General features: G+C 70.7%; 21 protein-coding genes. 14 read left to right on the top strand and 7 right to left on the bottom strand.

The window, feature by feature from the left end:
- Positions 1–51 precede the first annotated feature (51 nt).
- On the top strand, positions 52–1,359 hold the full coding sequence (locus CS062_RS02610; protein WP_099859905.1) for an SPFH domain-containing protein: 1,308 nt from the start codon (positions 52–54) through the stop codon (positions 1,357–1,359).
- Between the two features lie 47 nt (positions 1,360–1,406).
- Entirely contained in the window at positions 1,407–3,032 is a 1,626-nt protein-coding gene (locus tag CS062_RS02605; RefSeq protein ID WP_233217878.1) for a hypothetical protein, read from the top strand.
- A 208-nt stretch (positions 3,033–3,240) separates the two neighbouring features.
- On the opposite strand, the gene CS062_RS02595 is transcribed toward CS062_RS02605, so the two are convergent.
- Together CS062_RS02595 and pyrF are read right to left on the bottom strand one after the other, a co-directional pair.
- Positions 3,241–6,492, bottom strand: coding sequence for a PAS domain-containing hybrid sensor histidine kinase/response regulator (locus tag CS062_RS02595; protein ID WP_099859903.1), 3,252 nt, complete (start codon positions 6,490–6,492; stop codon positions 3,241–3,243).
- A 234-nt stretch (positions 6,493–6,726) separates the two neighbouring features.
- Positions 6,727–7,557, bottom strand: a complete 831-nt coding sequence (pyrF, locus tag CS062_RS02590; protein WP_099859902.1) for an orotidine-5'-phosphate decarboxylase — start codon at positions 7,555–7,557, stop codon at positions 6,727–6,729.
- Between the two features lie 155 nt (positions 7,558–7,712).
- On the opposite strand from pyrF, the gene CS062_RS02585 reads away from it, so the two are divergent.
- The 6 genes from CS062_RS02585 (at position 7,713) to CS062_RS02560 (ending at position 12,459) form a co-directional block, all read left to right on the top strand.
- Entirely contained in the window at positions 7,713–8,480 is a 768-nt protein-coding gene (locus CS062_RS02585; protein ID WP_099859901.1) for a GNAT family N-acetyltransferase, read from the top strand.
- 99 nt (positions 8,481–8,579) lie between these two features.
- Positions 8,580–9,287: a winged helix-turn-helix domain-containing protein gene (locus CS062_RS02580; RefSeq protein WP_099859976.1), complete on the top strand. Its 708-nt coding sequence runs from the start codon at positions 8,580–8,582 to the stop codon at positions 9,285–9,287.
- Positions 9,287–10,603, top strand: a complete 1,317-nt coding sequence (locus CS062_RS02575; RefSeq protein WP_099859900.1) for an ATP-binding protein — start codon at positions 9,287–9,289, stop codon at positions 10,601–10,603. Before CS062_RS02580 ends, CS062_RS02575 begins: the two co-directional genes overlap by 1 nt.
- A gap of 284 nt (positions 10,604–10,887) precedes the next feature.
- Positions 10,888–11,463, top strand: coding sequence for an outer membrane beta-barrel protein (locus CS062_RS02570; RefSeq protein ID WP_099859899.1), 576 nt, complete (start codon positions 10,888–10,890; stop codon positions 11,461–11,463).
- A gap of 295 nt (positions 11,464–11,758) precedes the next feature.
- Positions 11,759–11,965, top strand: coding sequence for a hypothetical protein (locus tag CS062_RS02565; protein ID WP_099859898.1), 207 nt, complete (start codon positions 11,759–11,761; stop codon positions 11,963–11,965).
- A 62-nt stretch (positions 11,966–12,027) separates the two neighbouring features.
- Positions 12,028–12,459, top strand: coding sequence for a hypothetical protein (locus CS062_RS02560; RefSeq protein ID WP_143742231.1), 432 nt, complete (start codon positions 12,028–12,030; stop codon positions 12,457–12,459).
- A gap of 73 nt (positions 12,460–12,532) precedes the next feature.
- Here CS062_RS02560 and purB read toward each other — a convergent pair whose 3' ends face one another.
- A complete protein-coding gene (gene purB / locus CS062_RS02555; RefSeq protein ID WP_099859896.1) occupies positions 12,533–13,900 on the bottom strand; it encodes an adenylosuccinate lyase in 1,368 nt (455 codons plus the stop codon).
- A 205-nt stretch (positions 13,901–14,105) separates the two neighbouring features.
- On the opposite strand from purB, the gene CS062_RS02550 reads away from it, so the two are divergent.
- Both CS062_RS02550 and CS062_RS02545 read left to right on the top strand, forming a co-directional pair.
- Entirely contained in the window at positions 14,106–16,910 is a 2,805-nt protein-coding gene (locus tag CS062_RS02550) for a polysaccharide deacetylase family protein (protein ID WP_233217877.1), read from the top strand.
- A 168-nt stretch (positions 16,911–17,078) separates the two neighbouring features.
- Positions 17,079–17,588 (top strand): GNAT family N-acetyltransferase, encoded by a 510-nt coding sequence (locus CS062_RS02545; RefSeq protein WP_099859894.1) that lies wholly within the window; start codon positions 17,079–17,081, stop codon positions 17,586–17,588.
- Between the two features lie 15 nt (positions 17,589–17,603).
- Here CS062_RS02545 and CS062_RS02540 read toward each other — a convergent pair whose 3' ends face one another.
- The 3 genes from CS062_RS02540 to CS062_RS02530 all read right to left on the bottom strand — a co-directional run bounded on the left by CS062_RS02540 (position 17,604) and on the right by CS062_RS02530 (position 20,696).
- Positions 17,604–18,272: a glutathione S-transferase family protein gene (locus tag CS062_RS02540; RefSeq protein WP_099859893.1), complete on the bottom strand. Its 669-nt coding sequence runs from the start codon at positions 18,270–18,272 to the stop codon at positions 17,604–17,606.
- A 97-nt stretch (positions 18,273–18,369) separates the two neighbouring features.
- Positions 18,370–19,500, bottom strand: a complete 1,131-nt coding sequence (locus CS062_RS02535; RefSeq protein ID WP_099859892.1) for a M48 family metallopeptidase — start codon at positions 19,498–19,500, stop codon at positions 18,370–18,372.
- A complete protein-coding gene (locus CS062_RS02530) occupies positions 19,500–20,696 on the bottom strand; it encodes a YjgN family protein (RefSeq protein WP_158238647.1) in 1,197 nt (398 codons plus the stop codon). The genes CS062_RS02535 and CS062_RS02530 overlap by 1 nt, the downstream gene beginning before the upstream one ends.
- Before the next feature lie 231 nt (positions 20,697–20,927).
- Here CS062_RS02530 and CS062_RS02525 point away from each other — a divergent pair, with 231 nt between their 5' ends.
- The 4 genes from CS062_RS02525 (at position 20,928) to metW (ending at position 25,603) form a co-directional block, all read left to right on the top strand.
- Positions 20,928–21,560: a glutathione S-transferase family protein gene (locus CS062_RS02525; RefSeq protein WP_099859890.1), complete on the top strand. Its 633-nt coding sequence runs from the start codon at positions 20,928–20,930 to the stop codon at positions 21,558–21,560.
- Between the two features lie 213 nt (positions 21,561–21,773).
- Positions 21,774–23,645, top strand: a complete 1,872-nt coding sequence (gene sppA, locus CS062_RS02520; protein ID WP_099859889.1) for a signal peptide peptidase SppA — start codon at positions 21,774–21,776, stop codon at positions 23,643–23,645.
- 189 nt (positions 23,646–23,834) lie between these two features.
- Positions 23,835–25,022 carry a homoserine O-succinyltransferase MetX gene (metX, locus tag CS062_RS02515; protein ID WP_099859888.1) on the top strand — a complete coding sequence of 396 codons (1,188 nt, stop codon included), beginning with the start codon at positions 23,835–23,837 and terminating at the stop codon, positions 25,020–25,022.
- Entirely contained in the window at positions 25,019–25,603 is a 585-nt protein-coding gene (gene metW / locus CS062_RS02510; protein ID WP_091730690.1) for a methionine biosynthesis protein MetW, read from the top strand. Before metX ends, metW begins: the two co-directional genes overlap by 4 nt.
- A 31-nt stretch (positions 25,604–25,634) precedes the next feature.
- Here the strand turns inward: metW and CS062_RS02505 are convergent, their stop codons facing one another.
- Positions 25,635–26,621: a M14 family metallopeptidase gene (locus CS062_RS02505; RefSeq protein ID WP_099859887.1), complete on the bottom strand. Its 987-nt coding sequence runs from the start codon at positions 26,619–26,621 to the stop codon at positions 25,635–25,637.
- Between the last annotated feature and the right edge of the window lie 45 nt (positions 26,622–26,666).

Genomic DNA, 26,666 nt, shown 5'->3' with positions numbered 1-26,666 from the left:
GACCATGAGCGACATCCCAACAGCCCGTGAGCGGGCACCCCGGAGGACCTCATGAACGACCGCCTGCAATCGATCCGCGACGCCGCCGCGCGGCTGAAGGCTCGGCTGCCCGGCTTTTCCGGCCGCGCCGATGCCGGCCCTGCCACCGACACCGAGGGCGCAGGCGCTGGCGTCGGGAGATCGACCGGAGCCGGCGGCTTCGGCCGACGCGCCGGTGTGGGTCTCGTGCGGGCGCTGCCCTGGTTGGCCGGCCTGACGGCCGCGGCCGGCGCGGTGGCGTTGCTGGTGGCGCATCCGCCGGTGCACGAGGTGCCGCGGGGCGCTGTCACGCTGCGCGTCAACACGCTGACAGGAGGCATCACCGAGGCCCGCTCGGGCTCCGTGCTGAAGCTGCCTGGCCTGCATGATGTCCGCGACCTGCCGGTGCGCGATCGCAGCTACCACCCGACCCGATTCGCCCGCGCCGACGGCGAGGCGCCGCTGCAGTCGCTCGAGGGGCTGTCGTTGGGCCTGGACCTGACGGTGCGCTGGACCGTCGACCCGACCCGCCTGCCGCAGCTGGCGGCGACGCTGCCCGACGACATCGAGGGCGACGTGATCGCCCCGGCGCTGCAGGGCATCGTCTATCGCCAGATCGCCACGCACACGGTGCGCGAAATCTTCTCGACGCAGCGCGGTCCGATCCAGGCGGCGCTGGAGGGCGAGCTGCGCCGCAAGCTGGCGGCCGACGGCATCGTGCTGCGCGGGCTGGAGATTGGCAACGTGGACCTGCCGCACGAGTACCGCGAAGGGCTGGAGAACCTGCTGGCCGAGGGCTTGGCCAGCGAGAAGATGCGCTACACGCTGGAGCTCAAGGAGAAGCAGGTCAAGCAGACCGAGCTGGAGGCGGCGGCCGAGAAGGTCCGCCGCGAGACCGCCGCCGAGGCGGCGGCCCGGGAGCAGGTCATCGCCGCCAAGGGGCAGGAGGAGGCGATGAAGCATGTGCTGCCGTTCAAGCAGCGCCAGGTCGAGCAGCGTCAGCTGGAAGCCGAGGCGGAGCGCGTCGCGCGGGTCCGCATGGCCGAGGGCAATGCGCAGGCGCGTGGCATCGAGGCGGACGGCGAGGCCAAGGCCCGGGAGAAGCTGGCCGATGCCGAGGCGTACCGCCAGACGCGCATCGGCAAGGTGGCGGTCGACCAGATGGCCGCCGAGGGAGCGCTGCTGAGCCGTCATCCGCTGCTGATCCAGAAGGCGATGGCCGACAAGCTGTCCGACAAGGTGCAGGTGATCATCGCGCCGCCGCCGGCCGATGGCGGCTTCATCGGCAAGACGCTGCTGGGCACGAAGCAGGAGCCCACCCAGGAACAGGGCGCGCAATGAGCGCGAAGCCCGAGATGACCGCATCGAACGCCATGAAGGGACATGCCATGAGCCGCATGAAGCTCGTGATGGCCGCCGCCATCGCCGCCGCCGTGGTCCAGCTGCTGTGCGTGCATCCGGCCGACGCGGCCACGCCCGCGGCCGGCGCGACCGACGACGCCGCACCGAAGCCGCCGATCAAGCGCGCCGGCCCCGATGACCTCGCGCCGCGCACGGCAATCGTCGTGCAGGACAACGTCGCGATGCGCGCGGCGGCGAAGGACTCGGCGCCCGCGCAGGCGCAGCTGTGGCGCGGCGAGGCGCTCGAGATCCGCGGCGAGCGCCCCGACCACTTCCAGGTCTACGACTACCGCCGCGAGCGGGGCGGCTTCGTGCGCAAGAGCGCCCTGCTGCCGCTCAGCGGGTCCGCCGCGCAGCCCGAATCGCTGCTTGCCGCGCTGCGGGTGGTGCGCCAGCAACCGGGCATGGAGGCGCTGGGGCTGGGCCTGGCCGCGGCCTATGTGCAGGCCGCCAGCGTGGCCCGGATCAACGGTCCGGAAGGCGCGGAGGCGCTCGACGCGATGGGTTCGCTCGCCGAGCGGCTGGCCGAGCGTGCGTCCCGCGCGACGCCACGGCCGGACGGCGCCCTCACCAGCGCCGACACGCAAGTCGCCGCGCAGCTCGACGTGGCCGCGCGCTACGGCCTGCGCTTCCGCACGCTGGAGCGCGAGGGCGGGGCGATGCAGCTCTGCTACGACGGCGAGGCCTTCCGCCGCGTGCTGGCGATGGCGGCGGCCACCCCGGAGCAGAAGGCGCGCGCCGCCCTGGCGCTCACGCGGACCGACTGCCTGGATCCCGCGGCGACGCCGGCGCAGCGCGAGCCGATGGACCAGTGGCGCGCGGATGTCCTGGACAAGGTGGACCTGGGCGATCCGCTGCTGGCGACGTTCTGGCGCAATCGCGTGCTGATGCGGCAGACCGGCGTGTGGAGCAGCCTGGCCTTCCTCCGCGCCCGTCGCGTGTCCGTGCCGGCTCAACTGCAGGTGGACGCCGCCTCGGCGGCCGCGCGCCGCGCGCTCGAGGCATTCGCGCGGGTGGTGCCCGCCGAGCTGTCGGACGACGACCAGCCGTCCTACAACGACGCCGCGATGCGGGGCAACGCGATGCGTTGGCTGGCGCTGCCGGCGGGGCCGTCGGAGCAGTCGATCGGCGGCTTCAGGCTGTCGACGGCGGCCGGGCCGGCGGGCGAGACCTGCCTGACGCTGACGCTCAATGGCGCGCGCGAGGGGAGCGCCGCACTGCTGCGCCACTGCGGCTGGGGCCTGCTGATGACGGCGTCGGCGCGGATCAACCGCGAGGGCAACGCGATCGCGATCGCGTCGATGCCGATGGACGGATGGCGCGAGCTCTGGCTGCTGCGCCGCGCGCCGCAGGGGTGGCGGGTGACGGTGCTGCCGCCGGTAGCGGCGCAGCCGGGCCTGGGCTACGCGGAATTCGCCGGCTGGGTGCCCGGCGGCAAGGAAGCGCTGGTCGCCCGCGAATCGCGCGCCGAGGGTCGCTACAAGCGCAGCTACGAGCTGGTCGACCTGGACACGCTGGAGACGAAGCGCCAGGCCGGCGATGCGGCGATGCTGGGCGCCTTTCAGCGCTGGCAGGCGGCGGATTGGCGGGGCGGGACGCTCAGTCTGCGGTGAGCGCTGGCGAGACCCATCGCGCGCTCGGTCGAAGTCGCGCAGTCGCGCCCGAACGACGGCCAGCAGGCGCGAGCGTCCAGAGCGCGTCTGCAGCGCCTTGCGCATCGCCGTGCTCCTCGATCAGGCGCTGCGCCAGCTGCGCGCGCATGTCGACATCGATCGACTGCGCATGCTCGCTGCGGACGCGCAACGCTCCCAGGAAGCGCTGTCACCCCGCCGTCAGCCTCACCAGCACCTGCCGCAGCCGCTGGGCGTCGATGGGCTTGGTGAGGAACTCGTTCATCCCGGCGCCGAGCGCCTCGTCGCGCTCCTGCACCAGCGCCGCGGCGGTCAGCGCGACGATCGGCAGCTGCGTCTGGTCGTAGCGCTGGCGCAGCTGGCGGGTGGCCTCGTGGCCGCTCATGACCGGCATCTGCACATCCATCAGCACCGCGTCGAAGGGCTTGCCCATGCTGGCGGCGGCGGTGACCGCCTCCACCGCCTGGCTGCCGTCGCTGGCCTGCGAGACCTCCGCGCCCCACTGCTCCAGCATCGCCACGGCGATCATCATGTTCACCGGGTTGTCCTCGACCATCAGGATGCGGCGCCCGGCGAGCTCTGCATCGTCCGCCGGCGCGCGGCGCTGGGCGCTCATCGGGGCGGGCGCGGCGGGCAGCGGCAGCTCGGCCCAGAAGGTCGCTCCGGCGCCCGGCTGGCTCTCCACGCCGACCTGGCCGCCCATCAGCGTGGCCAGCTCCCGGCAGATCGACAGGCCCAGCCCCGTGCCGCCGTAGCGGCGGGTGGTCGATTCGTCGGCCTGGGTGAAGGGCTGGAACAGGCGCTCGTGCATCGCCTCGGCGATGCCGGGCCCGGTGTCGCTGACCTCGATGCGCAGCCGCCGCTCGTCCAGCCGGCGCACGCGCACCGCGACGCTGCCCTGCTCGGTGAACTTCAGCGCGTTGCTCAGGTAATTGCTCAGGATCTGGCGCGTGCGGACCGGATCGCCGATCACCCAGGCGGGCACCGCGTCGTCGACATCGATGCTGAAGCCGAGCCCGCGCGCCTGCGCCAGCGTCAGGTAGCCCATGCGCATCGTGGCGAGCATGTCGCGCAGCGCGAAGGGCACCGTCTCCAGCGTCAGCCGGCCAGCCTCGATCTTGGACAGGTCCAGGATGTCCGACATCAGCCCCGACAGGCTCTCCGCGCTGTCCACCATCTGGTCCAGGTAGTGGCTGCGGGTGTCGGCGGCCAGGTCCGGCTGCTGCAGCAGACGCGCCAGTCCCACGAGGCCGTTGAGCGGCGTGCGGATCTCGTGGCTGATGTTGGCCAGGAAGGCGCTCTTGGCGCGGTTGGCCGCCTGCGCCTCGTCCTTGGCCTGCGCCAGGGCGGCCTCGACGCGCCGGCGTTCGGTGACGTCCTCCATGATCCAGATCGTGCCGCCGCGGCTGGGGTGGTTGGGGTCCACCGCGCGGGCCAGGATCCGGCACAGGAAGCGGCTGCCATCGCGGCGCCGCATCAGGCGCTCGACCTCGACCTGCTCGCCCGCGGCCAGGCGCGGACCGAGCTCGCGACCGACCGCGTCGTAGTCGTCCATGCCCGGCCACACCACGCTGCCCGGCTGGCCGATCAGCCCGCCGGCAGGCCAGCCGAACATCTCCTCCACCAGCCGGTTGGCCTGCACGAAACGCTGGTCGCGCGTCAGCGCGATGCCGATCGAGGCGTTCTCCAGGATCGCCGCGTGGACCAGCCGGGTGCGCTCGGTGTCGCTGACGTCGCGCGAGTTGACGACCAGGTAGGACATCCCGTCCAGCACGAAGGGCGCCGCCGACAGCAGCATCGGGATCGGCTGCCCGCGCCGGTTGACGAAGGTGGCCGGCATGTCGCTGACGCGGCCGTGCCGGTGGAGCGCCTCGACCAGCCGCTCGCGATCGGCGATGTCCTGCCAGATGCCGATCTCCTCGGTGCTGCGGCCCAGCACCTCGTCGGCGGTGTAGCCGCTCATCAGCTCGAAGGTCTTGTTGACCATCACGTAGCGGCCGCTGATGGTCTCGGTCAGGGTGACGACGTCCGGGCTGGTCGCGAACAGGTGCGACAGCAGCGCCTCGGAGCGCCGCAGCGCCTCCTGCGCGCGCGAGGTCTCGGTCTGGTCGATGAAGAAGGACAGCGTCGCCGGGCCGGTGGCCGCGTCCACGCGCACGCTGGTGGCCTGCACCAGGCGGCGGCGGCGCGACAGGGTCCGCAGCCGGAATTCCGTCATCGGCAGCATCGCGCCGACCGGCAGCGCCTCGATCTTGGCGGCGCGCTGGCGGGCGCGTTCCTCGTCGCCCGGCTCGTAATGCGAGAACAGGTCCTGGCCGATCATCGACGAGCGCTGGGTGTAGCCGAACATCGCCATCGCCGCCGGATTGGCATCCATCACCCGGCCCCAGCGATGCAGCACCAGCGGCGACGGCGAGCGGCGGAACAGCTCGCGATAGCGCGTCTCGGTGGCCACCATGGCCTGCTCGGTCTGGACCTCGTCGGTGACGTCGCGGCCCACGCCCCAGTAGCCGCGGAAGTTGCCCTTGGCGTCGAAGCGCGGCTCGCCGCTGATCGAGACGTAGCGCAGCGTGCCGTCCTCGGAGGTGCGGCGCATCACCAGGCCGCGGAACGGTCGGTGCGATTCCAGGTCGGCGCGGTGCGCGTCGAGGTCCTCGTCGGACAGGCCCAGGTGCTCGATCTCCCACGGCGCGCGGCCCATCCGCTCGGCGACCGACAGGCCGGACGCGCCGGCGTGGTGCTCGGCCAGGTGGGTGAAGCGGAACTGGCGGTCCATCTCCCAGTACCAGTCCGCCGCCATGTTGAGCAGGTGGCGGAAACGCGAGTGGCGCTCGTTGACCTCCTGCATCGCGCGCCGGATCAGCTTGGCGGTGCCCAGGCCGACGACCAGGCCGGCGCTGAGCAGCAGCAGCTGGGTGATCAGCCGTGCGGTCAGGCCGACCGGGGCGCTGCCGACGTGGATCCAGCCGCCGAGCTCCGCCGAGGCCAGTCCCCCCAGCGCCGCCAGGCCCAGGCCGAACAGCGACAGCCCGGCGCCCAGGCCGATCATGCTGGTGCCCAGCGCCACCATCAGCCCCATGATCCCGAGGCTGGCGGCATTCAGCCCCAGTTCGCGCGACACGGCCAGCGACAACGCCGTCGCCATGGCCAGGCCCATCAGCAGGACGGTGGCGGCCGGCCCCCGGTCGGCGGGCAGCTTCCACAGCATGGCCAGCGCGGCGAAGGTGGTCAGCAGCGAGAGCGCCGGCGGCACCATGCCGCCCAGCGGTTCGGCCGCGCCGGCGCTGGCCAGGAGCAGCAGGCCCGCCAACCCGGACAGCAGCACGCACGCGGCCATGAACAGCCGCGCGGCGCGCCATTGCAGCGTCGCGGGCAGGCTGTCGCCGCGCGACAGTTCCTGCCCCACCAGACTGCTCAGATCGTCCTGGGAATCCTTGCTCACTCGACCTTGCCCAACGGTTGTGTCCGGGGACCTTGCGCGGCCGCTCTCGTGGCGACCGGTGCCGAGGGCCGCGTCAGCCGGTTCGGCGCGCGGCGGCCTCGGAGTGCAACGTCCGGTAACGGAGTCTCGGCGAGCAGGGGCCGATCTGAAGCGTCGAGAAATCCCGAAACGCACGCCTCCCGGCGCGCGCCCGAGGATTCTGTCAATTAGTTGGCGGGCGCCCCGGGGCGCCGGTCAGGCGGCGGCGGTGGGGCGCAGGGTGTCGCGTGTCGCCAGCGCGACACGGCGGGCGGCGGCGGCGAAGTCCTCGCCAGCGGAGGCGTACAGCACCGCCCGGGAGGAATTCACGATCACCGTGCCGGCGTCCCGACGCCAGCCGGCGGCGACGGTGGCCGCGGCATCGCCGCCCTGGGCGCCGACGCCCGGGATCAGCAGCGGCAGCGTCGGTGCCAGCGCGCGCACCCGCTCGATCTCCTTCGGATAGGTCGCGCCGACCACCAGGCCGAGCTGGCCGTTGGTGTTCCATTCGCCCTGCGCGATCGCCGCTAGGTGCTCGAACAGCCGCGGCTGGCCCGGCACGTCGGCCAGGCGCTGCATCTGCCAGTCGTCGCCGCCAGGGTTGGAGGTGCGGCACAGCAGGAAGGTGCCCTTGTCGGGATAGCGCAGGTAAGGCTCGACCGAGTCGCGACCCATGAACGGCGACAGCGTCACCGCATCGGCCTGGTAGCGCTCGAAGGCCTCGCGGGCGTACTGCTCGGCGGTGGCGCCGATGTCGCCGCGCTTGGCGTCCAGGATCACCGGCACATGCGGCGCGTTGCGCTTCATGTGCGCCATCAGCTGCTCGAGCTGGTCCTCGGCGCGATGCGCGGCGAAGTAGGCGATCTGCGGCTTGAACGCGCTGACCAGGTCCTTGGTCGCGTCGACGATGGCGGCGCAGAAGTCGTAGATCCGGCCGGCGTCGCCCTTCCAGGGCGCGGGGAACCTGGCGGGATCGGGGTCCAGTCCGACGCACAGCAGGGAGTCGTTCAGGCGCTCGGCGGCCTGCAGCTTCTGCATGAATTTCATGAGGTGTCCGGGAGAAAGTCGTTCGGGGGGCCGGGCGGGTCGGCGCTCACCGGGCCGGCGGGGTGCGGTATTGTCCCGCTTTTGCCCGGCGGCCCCGTTCGGTATCGATCGCCCGCCGGTGTCGCGATGACGCTCACGGGCGCTGGGAGGCGCGGATGGAAGTCTTGAGGACGGCGCGGCTGCGGCTGCGGTGGTTTCGCCAATCGGATGCGGCCTTCGTCCGCGGGCTGCTCAACGAGCCGGCGTGGATCGAGCACATCTACGACGCGCAGGTGCGCACCGACGAGCAGGCCGCCGCCTGGATCCGCGAGCGGCTGGAGGCGCGCTACTGGCTGCTGGGCTTCGGCTTCTGGGCCGTCGAGCGGCTCGAGGACGGCGAGCTGCTCGGCCTGGCCGGCGTGATCCAGCGCGAGGGCTTGCCGTATCCGGACATCGGCTACGGCTTTCCGGCGCGCTTCTGGGGCCACGGCTATGCGCGCGAGGCGGCGTCCGCCACCTTCGACTACTGCCGCCAGGTGCTGGGCATGCGGCACCTGATGGGCACGACGGCGCCGGAGAACCATCCCTCGGGCCGCGTGCTGGTGGCCATCGGCATGACCGACGAAGGCGAGCAGCAGACCGAGGCGCACGAGGGGCTGTCGCGGGTCTACACCTGGCACGACCCGATCGAGCGCAGCGACGCCGAGGAGATCGCCGCGCTGCGTCTGCGCTGGCGCGCGGCCTTGACCGGACCCGCGCGGGCGGCGCTGACCGCCTGCCTGACGCCGGAGACCGTCGACCGCGTGATGGCCAGCCGCACCGACCTGTCGCCGCAGGCGCTGGATCACCTGGCGCAGCGCTGGGCCGCGCTGGCGGACGATCCGACCTTGCGCGCGGTGCGGACGCCCGCCGGCTGGCGCCTCGACGTGCCCGCTGACCGCTGACCGCCGCGCCTGGCGGTCCTCGCGCGTGCGCACGCGGTGGCGGGCGCGCTTAAGCGTGGCTGAAGTCGGCGGCAAGGGGCCTCGCCTATGCTCGCGGCCATGGATATTTCTGCTCAGAGCGCCGCGCGCATCCTGCTGATCGAGGACGACGAGCGCCTGGCGCAACTGGTCGCCGATGCGCTGCACAAGGCCAACTACGCCGTCACCGTCTGCGGCGACGGATTGGCCGGCGAGGCGCTGATGCGCCAGGAGCCCTTCGACCTGGTGCTGCTGGACGGACATCTGCCGGGCAAGGACGGCTTCGACGTGCTGCGCGACACCCGGCGTGACTTTGCCGGCCGCATCGTGATGCTGACCGCGCGCGACGACGACATCGACCAGGTGCTGGGCCTGGAGGGCGGGGCCGACGACTACATCACCAAGCCGGTGGCGCCGCGGGTGCTGCTGGCCCGCCTCAAGGCGCTGCTGCGCCGGGACGCGCTACCGGCCGCGCATCCGGTCGGCGAAGCGCTGCACTTCGGGCCGCTGACGCTGCTGCCGCAGTCGCGGGAGCTGCGCCTGCATGGCGAGCCGGTCGCGCTCACGACCGCCGAATACGAGCTGCTGAACTTCCTGGCGCAGCGCGCCGGACAGGTGGTCAGCCGCGACGACATCATGCAGGGCCTGCGGGGGCTGGAGTTCGATGGCCTGGACCGCGCCATCGACGCACGCATCTCGCGGCTGCGCAGGAAGATCGGCGACGACGCGCAGGCGCCGGTGCGGATCAAGACGGTGCGCGGACAGGGCTACCTCTTCGCGATCGACTGATGGCCGCGATGACGCTGCGCGCCTCGCTGCTGCGGATGGCGCTGGGACTGGGGCTGGCGGTGCTGGCGCTGATCCTGCTCGTCGAGGGGCTGGTGCTGATCGGGGCGTCCGAGGTCACCAACGACTACGTGCGCAACTTCATGCGCGGCACGGTGGACCTGCTGGTGCGCGACCTGGCGCCGCTCGATCCGCCGGCACGCCGCGAGCGCGTGCGTGAGCTCGACGCGCAGTTCGACTATCCGGTCCGGCTGGTGCGCACCGACCTCGCGCAACTCAGCGCCGACCAGCGCCGGCGGCTGGAGCGCGGCGAGGTCCTGGTGACCGGCTTCAACCGCCGCATCTACGCCGCCTTGCCTGGCGAGCCGGATCAGCTGCTGTTGCTCGGGCCCCTGGATTCGAAGCGCGCGGGCGAGCTGCCGAAGGAACTCGCGGCGCAATTGGGCGTGGCGGTGGTGATCGCGCTGGCGGTCGCGCTGATCGCCTGGTGGCAGCTGCGGCCGCTGTGGCGCGACCTGCGCGGCCTGCAACGGGCGGCCGAACGGCTGAGCGCCGGACGGCTCGATACCGAGCTGCCGCCGCTCAAGAGCCGGCTGTTCGCGCCGGTGGCCGCCGCGACCCGCGCGATGCTGGAGCGGCTGGCCGCCGCGATGGCGACGCAGCGCGAATTGACCGGCGCGGTTTCGCATGAGCTGCGCACGCCGCTGGCGCGGCTGCGCTTCGCGGTCGACGCGCTGGTCGACGAGGACGACCGTGACCGGCGCGAGCAGGCGGTGATGGCCTGCGAGCGCGACATCGCCGAGCTCGACGAGCTGATCGACGCCAGCTTGACGCTGGCCCGGCTGGACATGGGCGCGCTGCAGCCGAATGTGGTGCAGGGCGACCTGGGCGACATGCTGGCGCGGGAGGCGGCGTCGCTGGCACCGCTGCTCGACGGCAAGGCGCTCGATACCGATCTGCGCCTGCCCGCCGCGCTGCCTTTCGACGAGCGCTTGCTGCCCTACGCGGTGCGCAACGGCCTGCGCAACGCGGCGCGGTACGCGGCGGGCCGCATCCTGCTGACCGCGTGGGTCGAGGCAGGCCAGCTCTGGCTCGCGATCGACGATGACGGCGAAGGCGTGCCGCCCTCGCTGCGCGAGGCCGCCTTCGAGCCATTCAAGCGGCTCGAGCGCAAGGGGCGCGGGACGCGCGGCTTCGGCCTTGGCCTGGCGATCGTGCGTCACGTCGCCCATGCGCACGGTGGACACGCGCGGCTGGGCGAAGCGCCGCGGCTGGGCGGTGCGCGCCTGCTGCTGCATTGGCCGGTCGCGACGGCCTGATCCGGCCTGATCTGGCCCGTTCCGATCCGCGACCGATCCGGTTTTGATCCGATGCCATCGTGCTTCGCGGTCTGATGGCCCTTGCCCGTGGGCGCGGATCGCCCCGCGTGAAGCTTCGTCAAGCCGGTCGACTGCCGCTGTCAAGGACCGTCACAGAAGCGCCCAACTCGGTCCACAGACAGCGCGGGGTCGAATTCCCAGAATGAGCTCCATGTCGAACGAGCCTGGCGGTTGTCCAAGGCACCCCCGGACGACATCGATCAACAGCTCTGAAGGAGTTTCGAATGAACCGCAACAACAACAACGCTCGCACCTCGATCAACGGCAAGAAGGCCGGCCTGCTGGCCGTGGCCGCCGCCGCGCTGACCCTGGGCGTGGGCGTGGCGCATGCCGATCCGGTGACCCCGTACTACATCGGTGGTGACGTCGGCAAGACGACGCAGCGCGTGGACGGCAACTCGCAGAAGCGCACCTCGGACAGCTACAGCATCTTCGGCGGCTACAAGTTCAACGAGAACTTCGCGGCTGAGATCTCCTACACCGACCTGGGCAAGGTCAGCTTCGACGGCGTGACCGCGAAGAACAAGGTGTACGCACTGGACGGCATCGCCCGCGCGCCGCTGGGCGCCGGCTTCGGCGTCTACGGCAAGGTCGGCCTGGCCTATGCCGAGCGCGACTTCAGCAACGGCCTGGGCGACAAGGACAAGACCGGCCTGAAGCTGGGCGTGGGCGTCGACTACGCGCTGACGAAGAATGTCTCGCTGCGCGCCGAAGCCACCCGCTACAACGACATGCCGCAGGCCAACGGCTTCAACAAGAAGGACGATCGACTGAGCATGGGCCTGGCCTACCAGTTCTGATCGACCGTCACGGTTGACCGGCGCCGATTCCCCCCGGCGCCGGCGCCTTCCGGGCTGCTCCTGAGCGACACCCGAAACCCCCTGATTCCCGGAAGGTGCAAGGGCAGTGCAGTGATGCACTGCCCTTTTTTCATGCGTGCTTCCGAATTGGCAAGGCCCGACCCCGGTGACTCCGCCGCCTCCGCGCTTACCCTGATCGAGGCCACTGATTGAGGCCATTCCCCGAATGACGGTCTGGGGATGGAATGAATCCGTCACGCTGTTGTGACGTGAGCCAACTCTTCAGGAGAACACCATGACCTTGCTTGCCAACACCGCTCCGACCGGCCTCCAGGAACTGAGCTGCGCGGAGATTGATCTGGTTCACGGAGGAGATTCGTGGGCGGGCTCGCCCGCAGGCCGGGCCAGGGCGGATGGCGCAGCCTGCGCCAACGCGATCCTGGTCTGGAGCGGCATCGGCGCCTCGATTGGCGGCATCGGAGGCAGCTTCATCTCCGTGTAGGGAGGTTGGGCGATTGGCGGCGGAATGGCCGCAAAGTACTCGCGGGCCTGCAACGCTACGCAGTGAGCGACGCGCCCTCCCGCGTGCAACGGACAGGTTCGCCGTGGGCTTTGCGCGCAACGGCCAACCTGCTCGCGATCGCAGGGTTCACCCGCCTGTTGCTGGTGCTGCCGACTTGCTGCGGATCCTGGTCGCATCCGACCCTGGCTGTGGCCGTCCTGGGGGCTGCGCTGGCTGCCGGCTGCATCCGACTGGTCACGATCAGGTTCCTCCTGGACGTGACCAGACGGACGGACCCGTTCGTCTCGCGTCTCAAGATCACCGGCCTGGGCCTCGCCGCGGGGGCGATCGGCGCAGAGGCACTCTGGGCGATCCCGGCGTACGTCCCCCGGTCCGGCCCATTTCTTCAAGCCGTCGCGATCATCTGGGCCGCATGTTGTGCAGCCATGATCTGGCGCTACTGGCGACGAGGCCCGAGCAGTCGCGGCCCATAAGCAAATGGGGCAGTGCGTCGATGCCCTGCCCCATCACGATGCCGCTCGGACCGGCTCAACGCCGGCGCCGCAATCAGATCCGCTTGGCCAGCGCCTCGGCCGTGCCGATGTAGTTGCCGGGCGTCATCGCGAGCAGGCGCTGCTTCTCGGCCTCGGGAAGTTCCAGGCCCTGGATGAACTGCTGGATCGATTCGCGCGTGATCGACTTGCCGCGCGTCAGCTCCTTCAGCCGCTCGTACGGGTTGGGCAACGCATAGCGGCGCATCACCGTCTGGATCGGCTCCGCCAGCACTTCCCACGACGCATCGAGGTCCGCATCCAGCGCCGCCTGGTTGAGCTCCAGCTTGTCCAGGCCCTTGCTCAGCGAGTCATAACCCAGCAGCGCATAGCCCAGCGCCACGCCCATGTTGCGCAGCACCGTCGAATCGGTCAGGTCCCGCTGCCAGCGCGAGATCGGCAGCTTCTGGCTCAGGTGCGTCAGCACCGCGTTGGCCAGGCCGAAGTTGCCCTCGGCATTCTCGAAGTCGATCGGGTTGACCTTGTGCGGCATCGTCGACGAGCCGATCTCGCCCGCCTTGGTCTTCTGCTTGAAGTAGCCCAGCGACACGTAACCCCACACGTCGCGGGACCAGTCCACCAGGATCGTGTTGGCGCGCGTGACGGCGTCGAACAGCTCGGCCATGTAGTCGTGCGGCTCGATCTGGATGGTGTACGGGTTGAAGCTCAAGCCCAGTTGCTGCTCGATGACCGCGCGGCTGAACGACTCCCAGTCCTTCTCCGGATAGGCCGACAGGTGCGCGTTGTAGTTGCCCACCGCGCCATTCATCTTGGCCAGCAGCTTCACCTCGGCGATCACCGCGCGGGCGCGGCGCAGGCGCGCGACGACGTTGGCGATCTCCTTGCCCACCGTCGTGGGGCTGGCCGTCTGGCCGTGCGTGCGGCTGAGCATCGGCGCGGCCGCGTGCGCCTGCGCCATCTCGGTCATCTTGGCGATCACGCGGTCCAGCGCCGGCAGGATCACCTGCTCGCGCGCGGCCTTGAGCATCAGCCCGTGGCTGGTGTTGTTGATGTCCTCGCTGGTGCAGGCGAAGTGCACGAACTCACCGGCGCCCTCCAGCTCCGGCTTGCCGGCGAACTGCTGCTTGATCCAGTACTCGACCGCCTTGACGTCGTGGTTGGTGGTCTTCTCGATGTCCTTGATCGCCTGCGCATCCCGCTCCGAGAAATTGGTCACCAGCGCGCGCAGGAACTCGCGCGTGGCGGCCGGCAGCGGCTTGAACTCGGCCAGGCCCGCATCCGACAGCGCGATGAACCATTCGATCTCGACCTGCACCCGGCGGTGCATCAGGCCGAACTCCGACAGCAGCGGGCGCAGCGCGGCCATGCGCGACGCATAGCGGCCATCCAGGGGCGACAGGGCGGTGAGGGCGGAGAGATTCATGGCGCGCGCCGGCCGGACCGGCCGTTCAGGGGGTGGGACAAACCCGCGGATTCTACAGAGGGGGTCACAATAGCCCCCGCTCCGGACCCGTGCCGCCACCGAGGCGCGGCCGCCGGGAGGCGCCAACGAGGCGGCATGACCCGCCTCGCGTGAAGGTTCGAGGGAAGGCATGCAAGAGAGAAGTCAACGCAGGGGCGCCGTCTGGATGACCGCCCTCACGGCCGCGGCGTGCGCCGCCACGATCACCCTGATGAGCGGCTGCCGGCCGGCCGGCGATGCGCCCAAGCCGCTCGCGCCGCTGGAGGCGGCCTCGGCCAACCCGGCCGTCAGCGCCACGCTGCTGCGCCAGAGCGACGAACTGCTCGCGCGCTACCGCCAGATGATCGTGCTGATGGACGGCGAGTCCACGCTCAAGCCTGCCGAGCGCGAGGCGGTGCGCGCGGTCGGCCTGATGCTGTTCCACGACATGCAGGAAAGCATTCGCGCGCTCGGCGACACGGCGGCCAGGAGCACCGATCCCGCCGGCCTCGCTGCCCTGTCGCAGTTGCTGGACCGGATCGAGCAGGAGCCGTCGTGGTTCGACGCCGACCGGCTCGCGTTCAAGGAGTTCCTCGCCCAGCTCTCGCAGCAGTTCTCGACCTCGCAGAGCATCGCCGGCCTGAAGCTGGCCAAGCGGGCGGGCGAGGACCTGGGCGTGCTGGCCGAGATTGAAAGTGCCTACGAGCAGGAGCTGCGCGACACCTTCGGCCGCTTCGCGCAGCGTGGCATCGTGCCCAAGCGCGAGAAGTGGGCGGACTACGTCGCCAAGCTCAAGGGGCTGTACGCGCGCGAGCGCATCCTGAAGGATTACGCGACCATCCTGCCCGACCTGCAGGCGCGCCCGAGCGTCGTCGCCGAGGCGCCCGCAGGGACCGCCGCATCGGCGGCCACGCGCGGACCCGGCAAGGAGGAGCGCGAGTTCTTCGGCCGCCAGCTGCCGCCCAAGACGGTGCTGCTGACCTTCGACGACGGCCCGCATCCGCGCTACACCGACGAGATCCTGGAGATCCTCAAGCGCTACCAGGCGCCGGCGGTGTTCTTCGAACTGGGCCGCAACCTCGGCAGCGTCGACGCCAGCGGCAAGGTCAAGCCCGGTCCGGGCAGCGAGGTCGCCAAGCGGGTGCTCGCCGCCGGCCATCCGATCGCGAATCACAGCTTCAGCCATGGCGTGATGTCCAAGTTCGAGCTCGCCAAGGTCCGCCAGGAAGCGAGCTCCACCGAGGCCCTCCTGGACGCCGCCGGCCGCGAAGGCCAGGCCCTGTTCCGCTTTCCCTATGGCGCGCGCAACGACGCGGCGCTCGGCGCGATCGAGGCGCTCAAGCTGCGCTCGATGATGTGGAACGTCGACTCGCTGGACTGGTCCGATCCGATCCCGAAATCGATCGCCGCACGGGTGCTGGGCGAGCTCGGCAAGCAGCAGCGCGGCATCGTCCTTTTCCACGACATCCACGCCCGCACCGTCGAGGCCCTGCCGCTGGTGCTGGACCAGCTCCAGGCCGAGGGCTACCGGTTCGCCGCCTGGAAGGACGGCAAGATCGTCGCCACCGAGGCGCCCGCGGCGGATGCCGCCGCGCCGGACCTGGCCGGTGCCAACCTCTACCGCGACAGCGTCGCGCTGGTGATCGGCATCGACCAGTACAAGAGCTGGCCGCGCCTGCAGCACGCGGTGCGCGATGCCCAGGCCATCCAGGAGACGCTGCGGACCCAGTTCGGCTTCCGTGCCGAGAACGTCACCACGCTGACCGATGGCGACGCGACGCGCGCCAACATCCTGCGCGCGCTCAACGCGATGGCGCGCAAGGGCGGCGACGGCAAGCTCAAGCGCGACGACCGGGTGTTCGTCTTCTTTGCCGGCCATGGCAGCACGCGCAAGCTGCCCAGCGGGCGCGACGTCGGCTACATCATCCCGGTCGACGCCGGCATCGACGACCTGCAGACCGATGCGATCGCGATGCCGCAGCTGCAGGAGCTCAGCGAGGCGTTGCCGGCCAAGCACGCGTTCTTCGTCATCGATGCCTGCTACTCGGGCCTGGGCCTGACGCGCGGCGGCGCGCCGGGCGGCAATGCCAACTTCGTGCGCGACAACGCGCGCCGGCTGGGCCGCCAGATGATGACGGCCGGTGGCGCCGACCAGCAGGTGGCCGACGATGGCCCCGGTGGCCATTCGGTGTTCACCTGGACGCTGCTGCAGGCGCTGTCGGGCAAGGCCGACCTCAACGGCGACGGCCTGATCACCGCGACCGAGCTGGCGGCCTATGTGGCGCCGGCGGTGTCGGCCATCGCGCACCAGACGCCGGCCTTCGGCAGCCTGCCCGGCAGCGAGGGCGGCGAGTTCATCTTCGAGCTCGCGTCCGCGCAGGAGCAGGCGCTCAGCGGCGACAGCAACCAGCTCGACGCGAAGGCCAGTGCGCTGGCCAAGCAGGCCGACGACGCCCGCAACGCGCAGCTGCAGCCGGTCGCGCAGGCCTCGGCGCCGGTCGGTGCCGCGCCGGCGAGCGCCACCGCGGTGCAGGTGACGCTCAAGGGCCTGGACGGCACGGACACGGCGATCGCGACCAGCGCCGCGCCGGCGCCGATCAGCGCGCGCGTCGCGGCCCAGCGCGCCAACGACCGCGGCTTGCAGCTCTACAAGGAGCGCCGCTACGACGAGGCCGAAGCCGCGTTCACCGAAGCGCTCAAGCTGCAGCCGCGCTTCGCGCTGGCCGCCAACAACCTGGGCTTCATCTACTACAAGCGCGACAAGCCGGCCGAGGCCGCCCGCTGGTATCGCAAGGCCATCGAGATGGACGGCAGCCGTGCGCTGGCGCACCTGAACCTGGGCGACGCGCTGCTGCGCGCCGGCGACGAGGCGGGCGCGCAGATGGCGTACCGCGCGTTCATCGAGCTGTCGCCGCAGCATGCGCGCGCCGCGGCGCTGAAGGCCTGGGTCGAGCATCCGGACAGCGCGAACAAGCCGGAACCCCCGCGTTGATCGGCGTTCCGCCGCGTGGCCGAGCCACGCGCGGACCCGGTCGGCGAGATCGATCCCGACGTTGGAACGGCCCGACGGCAGGCGGGTTGTCCCTGATGTGAGGGGCGTGCGCTTGCTGCTTAATCCGGCCTTTCCCGCTCGGTTGACGTCTGGTTACCGCTTCGTCCGATGGTTTCGCTGGCTTCCGATGGCGCCGCACCGCGCCTGATCCGTGTGCATCAGATCGACCCCCTCGCATGGGCGCCGCTGCTCGCGGCCAGCCAGGGCGAAGGCTGGCAGATGCTGGGCCGGCTGATGGATGAATGGCGCAGCGGCGCCAATCGCTACGAGCAACCCGGCGAGTCGCTGTGGGCCTGGTTCGACGCCAACGGCCAGGCGATCGCGGTCGGCGGCCTGAATGTCGAGCCAGCGCCAGGACGTCCCGGCACCGGCCGCATGCGGCGCTTCTACGTGCATCCGGCTTGGCGCGGCCACGGTCTGGCCCGGCGGCTGGTCAACGCGGTGCTCGCCAGCGCGCAGGGCCACTTCAGCCGCTTGCATGTGAACTGCGAGAGCCCCGAGTCGGCCTCCTTCTGGAGCCGCTGCGGCTTCGCGCCGATCGACGCGCAGCGCGAGCCGATCGAGCGACCGGCCCGCTACACCCACGTGCGGCTGCTTCCGCAGTACCAGGCGGCCTGACGGGGCTGCGCGTCCTCAGGCCGGCTTCGGCGGCCAGTGCTTCGCGCAAACCTCGGCGACATGGGGCAGGGCCTCGATCCGCTGCAGCAGCGCGAAGAACGCCGGCCGATGGTCCTCGAGGAACTTCCGCGACCCCGACCACTTCGACACGATCACCGCCATCATGTCTAGCGCGCCCGGCCGGATGCCGCTGAGCCACGGCTCCCCCGGGAACATGTCCGCGAACAGCGCCCAGTGGTGATGCAGGCGGGCCTTCGTGCCGGCGACGATGGCGTCGTGGTCGGCCTTGTCGGTGCTGGTCGTGTAGCGGTGCGGGTAGTCGATGACGCTGATGCAGCTGTAGCAGTTGGCCGCGATGTAGACCAGGCCGCGCAGCACGCGATCGCGCTGGCGCTCGTTGTCGCCGAGCAGCCCGGCCGCCGGGAAGCGCAGGCCCAGGTGCATCAGGATCGCGCCGCTTTCCGTCAGCACGTCGCCGTCGGGCGTGCGCAGCGTCGGGATCTGCATCAGCGGATTGAGCGCGCGCAGCGCCTCCTGCGCCGAGGCGTCCTCCCACGACGAGGCGTGCACCGTGCGGTAGGCCTGCCCGCACCAGCGCAGGCCGATCTCCACGATCGACGAGCCGGAGCCCTGGGTGCCGTACAGGAGGTAGCCGGCGTCCGAAGCGGGGCTGGAGACGGTCATGTCGAACTCCACGGAAATGGGGAGCGGCGAGTGTAGGAGCCGCTCGCGCCGCATGACGGAAGTCCGCGTGCCAGGCAGGGCGGTTGGGCCCGGCCGGTCAGCGCTCGAAGAACTTCATCCGCTCTTCGTCGGCCGGATGGGTGTTGAAGGCGATGCGCAGCAGCTCGCCGGCGCCCGCCTTCGCCTGTTCGCCCACCTCCCGGCCCAGCGTCTTCGGCTCGGAGGCGCCCTCGGCCTTGGCCTGCGCCGTCCGCGCCGCGCGCCACGCCCCGATGCGCTCGAACAGCAGCAGCATCGCGCGCGGCGAGCGGCCGCTGTCGATCAACAGGCGTTTGGCTTGCGCATCGGCTTCGCGTTCGAAGTCGCGCGAGTAGCTGGCATGGGTCAGCGCCGCGGGTGCCGCCGCCAGGAGGCTGGAGAAGTCGCCGATCGCGAAGCCCAGCAGGGCGCCGGTCAGGCTGGCGCGCATCGTCAGCCGCAGCCCATGCTGCTCGCGCACATGGCCCAGTTCGTGGGCCAGGACCCCCAGTACCGCGTCGGGCTGGTCGCCCAGCAGCTTCAACAGTGCGTCGGTGACGACGATGTGTCCGCCCGGCAGCGCGAACGCGTTCGGACCGATGGTCTCGCCGGCATCGCGGAAGTGCAGCTCATAGGGCGTGGGCTCGCCGGGCTGGCTCGCGACCATCGCCGCGAAACGGGCGCGCCACTGCTGCTGCGCCTGAGCGTCCATCTTGCTGGGCTTGAGCAGGTAGCCGTCGAGCTGCTCCATCGACTCGTCGCCGATCGACTGGCCGATCGATTCCGGCAGATGCCGGGCGATCGTGTCGGCGGCCGCGGGCACGCCCCAGTGCCAGACGACCGCGCCGACGGCGACGACCACGCCGAGCGCGACGATCGAATGTCGCCAGCTGGAGAACCAGCGCACCGCCAGCCCGCCGCCGAGCCCACGGCCCTGCGTCGCGGCAGCGGCCCAGTCGTCCCAGCCGACGGCGTCCCGCGTGGTCAGCACGCCGCCGTCGGGGAGCTGGGCCTGGCGCTGCCCATGGCGCGTCCGTTCCGGCCACTGCACCTGCCGGATCGGGTAGCGGCGCTCGACACCGTCCAGGTCCTGGTCGTGGACGACCAGCTGCTCGCGCTCCAGCCACAGGCGCACCGGCCGCGCGCGGGCACTGCGGCCGTCGAAGTAGTCGGCCAGCAGCGTCGGCACGCCCGGGGCCTCGCCGGTCATCACAGGCCCATGTCGATGCCGAAGAAGTCGCCGGCGAGTTCGCCCGCGGCATCCTGCGTGGCGCTGCCTTGGCCGGCCACCCAGGTCTCGGGGTCGCCGTCCATCGTCACGCTGACGGCCTCCAGCCGCAGGCGTGCGGTGTGCACGACCGCGAAGGGCCGGTACAGGCCCAGCGTGATCAGCGTCAGCACCCAGTTCTTCAGCGTCAGCCAGGTCAGCGCACCGACCTTGAGCTGGCTGGTGAAGGACAGGTCGTCGGTGGTGGTGCCGTTCCAGACCATGTTCTGGAAGCGGGCGGTGAAGAAGGGGCCGAGCAGCGCGAAGTACAGCAGGTAGCCGGCCATCGCGCCCACCATCGCCCCGCCGAAGGCGGCCTTCTGCGAATGCACGACGAACATGCCGATCGCGAAGCCGACGCCAGCCAGGACCATCATGAGGACGGTGATGAGCAGCGTGACGCCCAGGGTCTTCAGGCAGAGCCAGTAGACGGCGCTGGCGCCCAGTCGCAGCTCGCCGTGCTGGGCGGCGATCCGGTAGCCGTTGTGCTGGTAGCGCTTGGCCGCGGCGATCACCCAGGGCATCAGCAGCAGGATGGCCAGGGTGATGAGCAGGACGACCTTCTCGACCGTGCCGAAGCGCGGCTTGCCGTCGACCGGCAGGCCCGCCGGTCCGCCGATCACCTGGACCAGGAGGATCGCCGCGGAGCAGATCCAGATCGGCAGTGCCGGGCCGTAGGCGCCCTTGAGCGTGCCGGCGAAGCCGAAGCGCAGGCCGCGCCAGCCGGTGTTGCCCAGGCGGAACTGCATGCCCGCGCGCCAGAGCGCCGGCCAGATCGCGGCCATCACGCCGAAGGCGATCAGGCCTGCCATCGGCGAGAAGTGACCCGCTGCCGAGTAGGTCCCCATCAGCACCAGCAGCAGCAGGTGGCCGCGGAACATCTTCCAGGGGTCGCCGTGGAAGGACAGCGCATGGCCGTCGATCAACGTGTTGGCGTAGAAGTAGCGGATGCGCCGCGCCTTGGCGAACGGCCAGTACAGGCTGGCCGTGACGATCGTCAGCAGCAGGTTGACGATCCAGATCCGGAAATACTCGCTGCCCGATCCGGTGAACTGGATCTCGAGCTTTCGCTTGCGGAACTCCGACAGCGGCCACCCGGTCAAGCCGCCGGTCGCCGCAGCTTCTTCGTGCTGTTGCATGGTTTCCCTCTTCTCGATGGCCCCGGAATTGGGGGGCCCTCCGTTGTTGTCTGCGCGTCGATGGTTCGCATCGCGATCGTCGGCCATGAAGGCCGCGGCCCGCTCAGCGGCGGGCGGGCGAGAGTGTGCGTCACCGGCGCAGGGGACGGCAATACACCCAAATGAGGGCAACCGACCTGTCGCTTGTGGGAGTCAGCCGATGGAAGCGACTGGCTAGAATCCCGCGACACCATGAAGCTCATCGGATCCCTCACCAGCCCCTACGTCCGCAAGGTCCGCGTCGTCATGGCGGAAAAGAAGCTCGACTACCAGTTCGAGCTGGAAGACGTCTGGGGCAGCGACAACATCCTCAAGGTGAACCCGCTCGGCAAGGTGCCGTGCCTGGTCATGGAGGGGCAGGATTCGATCACCGGCGCCGTGTTCGATTCGCGCGTCATCGTCGAGTACGTCGACACGCTGTCGCCGGTCGGCCGCCTGATTCCCGACCGCGGTCGCGAGCGCTGCGAGGTGCGTACCTGGGAAGCGCTGGCCGATGGCCTGATCGACGCCTGTGTCGCCGCACGCCTGGAACACACCTGGTCCGGCCGCGCGCCCGGTGAGCGCAGCGAGGCCTGGGTGACGCGCCAGATGAACAAGGTCCATGCCTCGCTGCAGGCGATGGGCCATGGCCTGGGCGAGAAGACCTGGTGCTCCGGCAACCACTTCACGCTGGCCGACGTGTCGCTGGGCTGCGCGCTCGGCTACCTGGACTTCCGCTTCCCGCAGATCGACTGGCGCGCGGCCTATCCCAACTTGGCCCGCCACTTCGACAAGCTGATGACGCGCCAGAGCTTCCAGGACACGGTGCCGCCGGCGAACGCCTGAGCCTCGCGGCCCCGATCCGGGATCGCCACCCGGTGACCCCATCGACGCCCGGCCCGTGCCGGGCGTTGTCGTTTCAACGACCTCCCCCAGACGGGCGATGCGGCGCTGACTTCCCGCCGATGCGCCCGACTGGGCCCACAATCGCGCGATCCGGCCCAGGTCCGATCCAGACCCGGGGCGGCGCATTCCTTTGACAGATCCCGGGAGGATTGGATGGGTGTGAAGCGAGCGTTGGCGCCGATCGGGCGCTTGTTCGGCCGGCTGTGGTGGTTCCTGGACGGCACGCGGCGCGTGGTGTTCACGCTGCTGTTCTGGCTGATCGTGATCGGCCTGATCTGGGCCGCGACGCGCGGCGGCAAGCCGCTGCAGGAGAAGACGACCCTGGTGCTGGACATCCGCGGCGATGTCGTCGAGCAGTTCTCCGGCTCGCCGCGCGACCAGGCGCTCGCCCAGATCAAGGGCGAGGACCGGGCCCAGACGCGGCTGCGGGACATCCTGCGCGCCATCGACGCCGCGGCCAAGGACGACAAGATCGTCCAGGTGGTGCTGGAGCTCGACCAGATGGGCTCGGCCACGCCGGCCGCGCTGCACGAGATCGAGGTGGCGCTGACGCGCTTCAAGGCGAGCAAGAAGCCGGTCGTGGCCTTCGGCCAGGCCTTCGACCAGCGCGCCTACTACCTGGCCGCCCAGGCCACCGAGGTCTACGTCCATCCGATGGGTGGCGTGATGATCGAGGGCTACGGGCGCTACCGCAACTACTACAAGGACGCGCTGGACCGCCTGGGCATCGCGCCCAACGTGATGCGGGTGGGCACCTACAAGAACGCGGTCGAGCCCTATTTCGCGAACGGGCCGTCCAAGGCCACGCTGGAAGCGGAAGGCTACCTGTACGACGAGCTCTGGACCCGCTACCAGGCCAGCGTCGAGGCCGCGCGCAAGCTGCCCAAGGGGGCGATCCAGCGCGCGATCGACGAACTGCCGCAGCGCCTGCAGGCGGTCGGCGGCGATCCCGGCAAGTTCGTGCTGGCCGAGAAGCTGGTCGACGGCCTGAAGACGCGGGATGAGGTCGAGGCGCTGCTGGAGAAGCGCGGCGCCAAGGACGAGAAGCAGCTGCGCCGCATCGGCCTGGGCGCCTATGTCGCCCAGCTGTCGCCGACGCTGCCCAAGCCGGAAGGCCAGGTCGGCGTGATCGTGGCGGAAGGCGAGATCGTGGACGGCAACGCCGGCCCGGGACGCATCGGGGGCGACTCGATGTCCAAGCTGATCCGCCAGGCGCGGGAGGACGACAAGATCAAGGCGGTCGTGCTGCGCGTGAATTCGCCGGGCGGCAGCGCCTTCGCTTCCGAACTGGTGCGACGCGAGCTGGAGCTGACCCGCGCCGTCGGCAAGCCGGTGGTCGTGTCGATGGGCGGCGTGGCCGCGTCGGGCGGCTACTGGATCTCGATGTCCTCGGACGAGGTCATCGCCGACCCGTCCACGATCACCGGCTCGATCGGCGTCTTCGGCATGCTGCCGACGGCCGAGAAGCTGATGGACAAGCTCTCCATCCACACCGGCGGCTACACGACCACCTGGCTGGCCAGCGGCTATGACCCGCGGCGTCCGCTGGATCCGCGCCTGGCGCAGGTGGTGCAGTCGTCGATCGAGCACATCTATGCCGACTTCACCGGCAAGGCCGCCCAGGCCCGCAAGAAGACGCAGCAGCAGATCGATGCCGTCGGCCAGGGCCGCGTGTGGACGGGTGCCCAGGCGCTGGAGCGCGGCCTGGTCGATCGCAACGGCTTGCTGCAGGACGCGATCGCCAGCGCGGCCAAGCGCGCCAAGCTCGGCGACGAGCCGACGGTGCGCTACGTCGAGCCCGAGCGCAGCACCCTCGACCGCCTGCTGACCAGCGTCGGCGACGCGGCCGCGCCCTCGCTGCGCGGCATGGTGATGCATGCGCTGGGGGGCGTCCCGGCGATGCCGGCGGCGCTGCGCGAGGCACAGGTCGACATGACCTGGCTGGCCGAGCAGGCCCAGGCGGGACCGGCCGGCGCGAAGCCGCCGGTGCGCGCGATCGTGCACTGCCTCTGCACGGCGCCCTGAGCGTCTGGCGGTACGCCTCCGGAGCGGCGGGCTCCGGAGGCGTGGCTATACTCCCGCCCCATGGCGCCGATTTGTCCGGCTTGCGGGCGCCCAAGAAATGCAGCTAAAGAGGGGCACCCGATCCACGGATCGAGACCCGGTGTTCCGCTTCAAGCAGCGGCGCCGGGTTTTGCTTTTTTGGGGTGTTTCATGGGATCCGTCGGTGACGTCACACCGCAGCGCTTGTTGTTCGACGAGCCGCTGACCTTGCGCAGCGGCGCCCGCATCGCGGGCTATGAACTGATGGTCGAGACCTACGGCCGTCTGAACGAGGACAAGTCCAACGCGGTGCTGGTCTGCCACGCGCTGAACGCCAGCCACCATGTGGCCGGCACGCATGCCGGCATCGAGAAGAGCGAGGGCTGGTGGGACAACCTGGTCGGACCGGGCAAGCCGCTGGACACCGACCGCTTCTTCGTCATCGGCATCAACAACCTGGGCTCGTGTTTCGGCTCGACCGGCCCGATGCATCTGAACCCGGCCACCGGCCGCGTCTACGGCAAGGACTTCCCGGTGGTCACCGTGCAGGACTGGGTGGATGCGCAGGCGCGGGTGCTGGATCGCTTCGGCATCCAGCAGCTGGCGGCGGTGCTGGGCGGCTCGCTGGGGGGCATGCAGGCGCTGGACTGGTCGCTGCGCTACCCGCAGCGCATGCGGCATTGCATCGCGGTCGCGACCGCGCCCAACCTGTCGGCGCAGAACATCGCGTTCAACGAAGTCGCGCGCCGGGCGATCATCACCGACCCTGAATTCCACGACGGCTTCTTCTATGAACACGGGGTCGTGCCCCGTCGCGGCCTGCGGGTGGCGCGGATGATCGGCCACATCACCTACCTCAGCGACGACGTGATGGAGGAGAAGTTCGGCCGCCAGATGCGCGCGGCGGAACTGGGCTACTCGACCTCGGATATCGAGTTCCAGATCGAGAGCTACCTGCGTTACCAGGGCGACAAGTTCAGCGAGTACTTCGACGCCAACACCTATCTGCTGATCACGCGGGCGCTGGACTACTTCGACCCGGCGCGCGAGCACGGCGGCGACCTGAGCCGCACCTTCGCCAGCGCGCTGTGCAAGTACCTCGTGGTGAGCTTCACGACCGACTGGCGTTTCTCGCCGGCGCGCTCGCGAGAGATCGTCAAGGCGCTGCTCGACAACAAGCGGGATGTCTTCTATGCGGAGATCGATGCGCCGCACGGGCACGACGCCTTCCTGCTCGAGGATCCGCGCTACCACGGCGTGCTGCGTGCCTACTTCGACCGCATCGCCGCAGAGCATGAGCGGCCGGTGCCCGGCGGCACGGCGACGGTCTCGCATCGTCTGCAGGGAGTGGCGGTATGAGCGACCGGGCCGTGATGGACATGATTGCCGAACTGGTGCCGGCGGGCTCGCGCGTGCTCGACCTCGGCTGCGGCACCGGCGAGTTGCTGGCGCACCTGCAGGCCACCAAGGGCTGCACCGGCTACGGCGTGGAGCTGGACGACGCGAATGTGCTGGCCTGCGCGCAGCGCGGCGTCAACGTGATCCAGCTCAACCTGGAGGAGGGGCTGGCGATCTTCGAGGACCAGAGCTTCGATGTCGTGCTGCAGCTGGAGACCCTGCAGAACCTGCGCAACACCGAGGCGATGCTGCGCGAGACCGCGCGGGTCGGCCGCATCGGCATCGTCAGCTTCCCCAACTTCGCGCATTGGCCCAACCGGCTGCAGGTGCTGTCGGGCCGGATGCCGGTGACGCGGGTGCTGCCCTACCAGTGGTACGACACGCCCAACATCCGCGTCGGCACCTATGCGGACTTCCATGTGCTGGCCCGCAAATGCGGCCTGCGGGTGCTGGACAGCTTCGGGGTGCAGGACGGCCGCCAGGTTCGCGTGCTGCCCAACCTCATGGCCAGCATGGCGGTGTTCAAGTTCGATCGGGATTGAGGACGGCCGCCGGGTCGCGCGCGGCCCGCCCTCACGCCTCGTAGCGTCCCAGCCGCACCATCGTCTGCCCGGCCACGCCGGCGCGCCGGGACGGCATGATCAGCACGCAATCGCCGTGCGGCGTGACCCAGCGCCGCGCGCCGTCCTCGGCCAGCGGCGTGCCGGCCGCGGGAATGACCTTCAGGTGGTGCGTCGGCAGCAGGAATCGGAAGTCGGGCGACGCCGCCGTCACGCCCTCGCCGACGCGCACCAGCCGCTGCCGCGCCGGTGTCGGCAAGCGCGGCGATGCCTCGACCCACGCGTCGTCGACCATCTCCAGATGCCGCAGCAGGCGCAGCGTGACGTCGGTCGCCATCGCGGCGCTCGCCGGCTCCCAGTGCGCGCCGCACTCGACCAGCACCGCCTGTCGCGGACTCGTCGGATCCGCGAAACCGCCGCGATCGATCATCCGCAGCCCCGCCGCATGGCCGGTGTCCACCAGCAGCGTCTCCGGCTGTCCCAGCGCCCGGGCCAGCGGCACGCTCTTGTCGGTCATCCCGCAGATCGTCAGCGCCGGCGCGCCCGGCTCCTGCATCGAGTGCAGGTCCAGCAGCACATCCGCCGCATCCACGAAGGGCACCAGTTCGCGTGCCCGGCGCAGCTCGACCGAGTCGCGCGGCCCGCGCAGCACTGCCTCGTCCCAGAGCCGGTTCATGTCTTCGTCGACACAGCGCGAGGCGAACGGCGCCAGCGGGTTGAAGCGTCCGCAGGCCTCGACATTCGCGAAGGCCAGCACCAGCCTGCCGCGCAGCGGCCTCAGGGACCGGGCGAGCAGCCGGTCCAGCGCGATCGCGCCGCAGAGCTCGTTGCCGTGCACCAGCGCCACCACCATCGCCACCGGCCCCGGCCGGCCCGAATCGAGCACATGGACGAACTCGACGTCCGTGCCGGTGCCGCGGCGCCAGCGCTCGAGGGGCGGCGGCTGCAGCCGCACCTCCGGGTTGAACGCGGGGAAGGACTCGAGCAGGGCTGGGGTCATCGTCGTCGGAACGGGGGGCGTCCCCGCCGGGAAGACTGGGCGCGG

This window comes from Roseateles chitinivorans, from assembly GCF_002761755.1.
Classification (GTDB): domain Bacteria; phylum Pseudomonadota; class Gammaproteobacteria; order Burkholderiales; family Burkholderiaceae_C; genus Roseateles; species Roseateles chitinivorans.
Note: the sequence above shows the minus strand (reverse complement) of the source record. Positions and strands in the feature narration are given on the sequence as shown.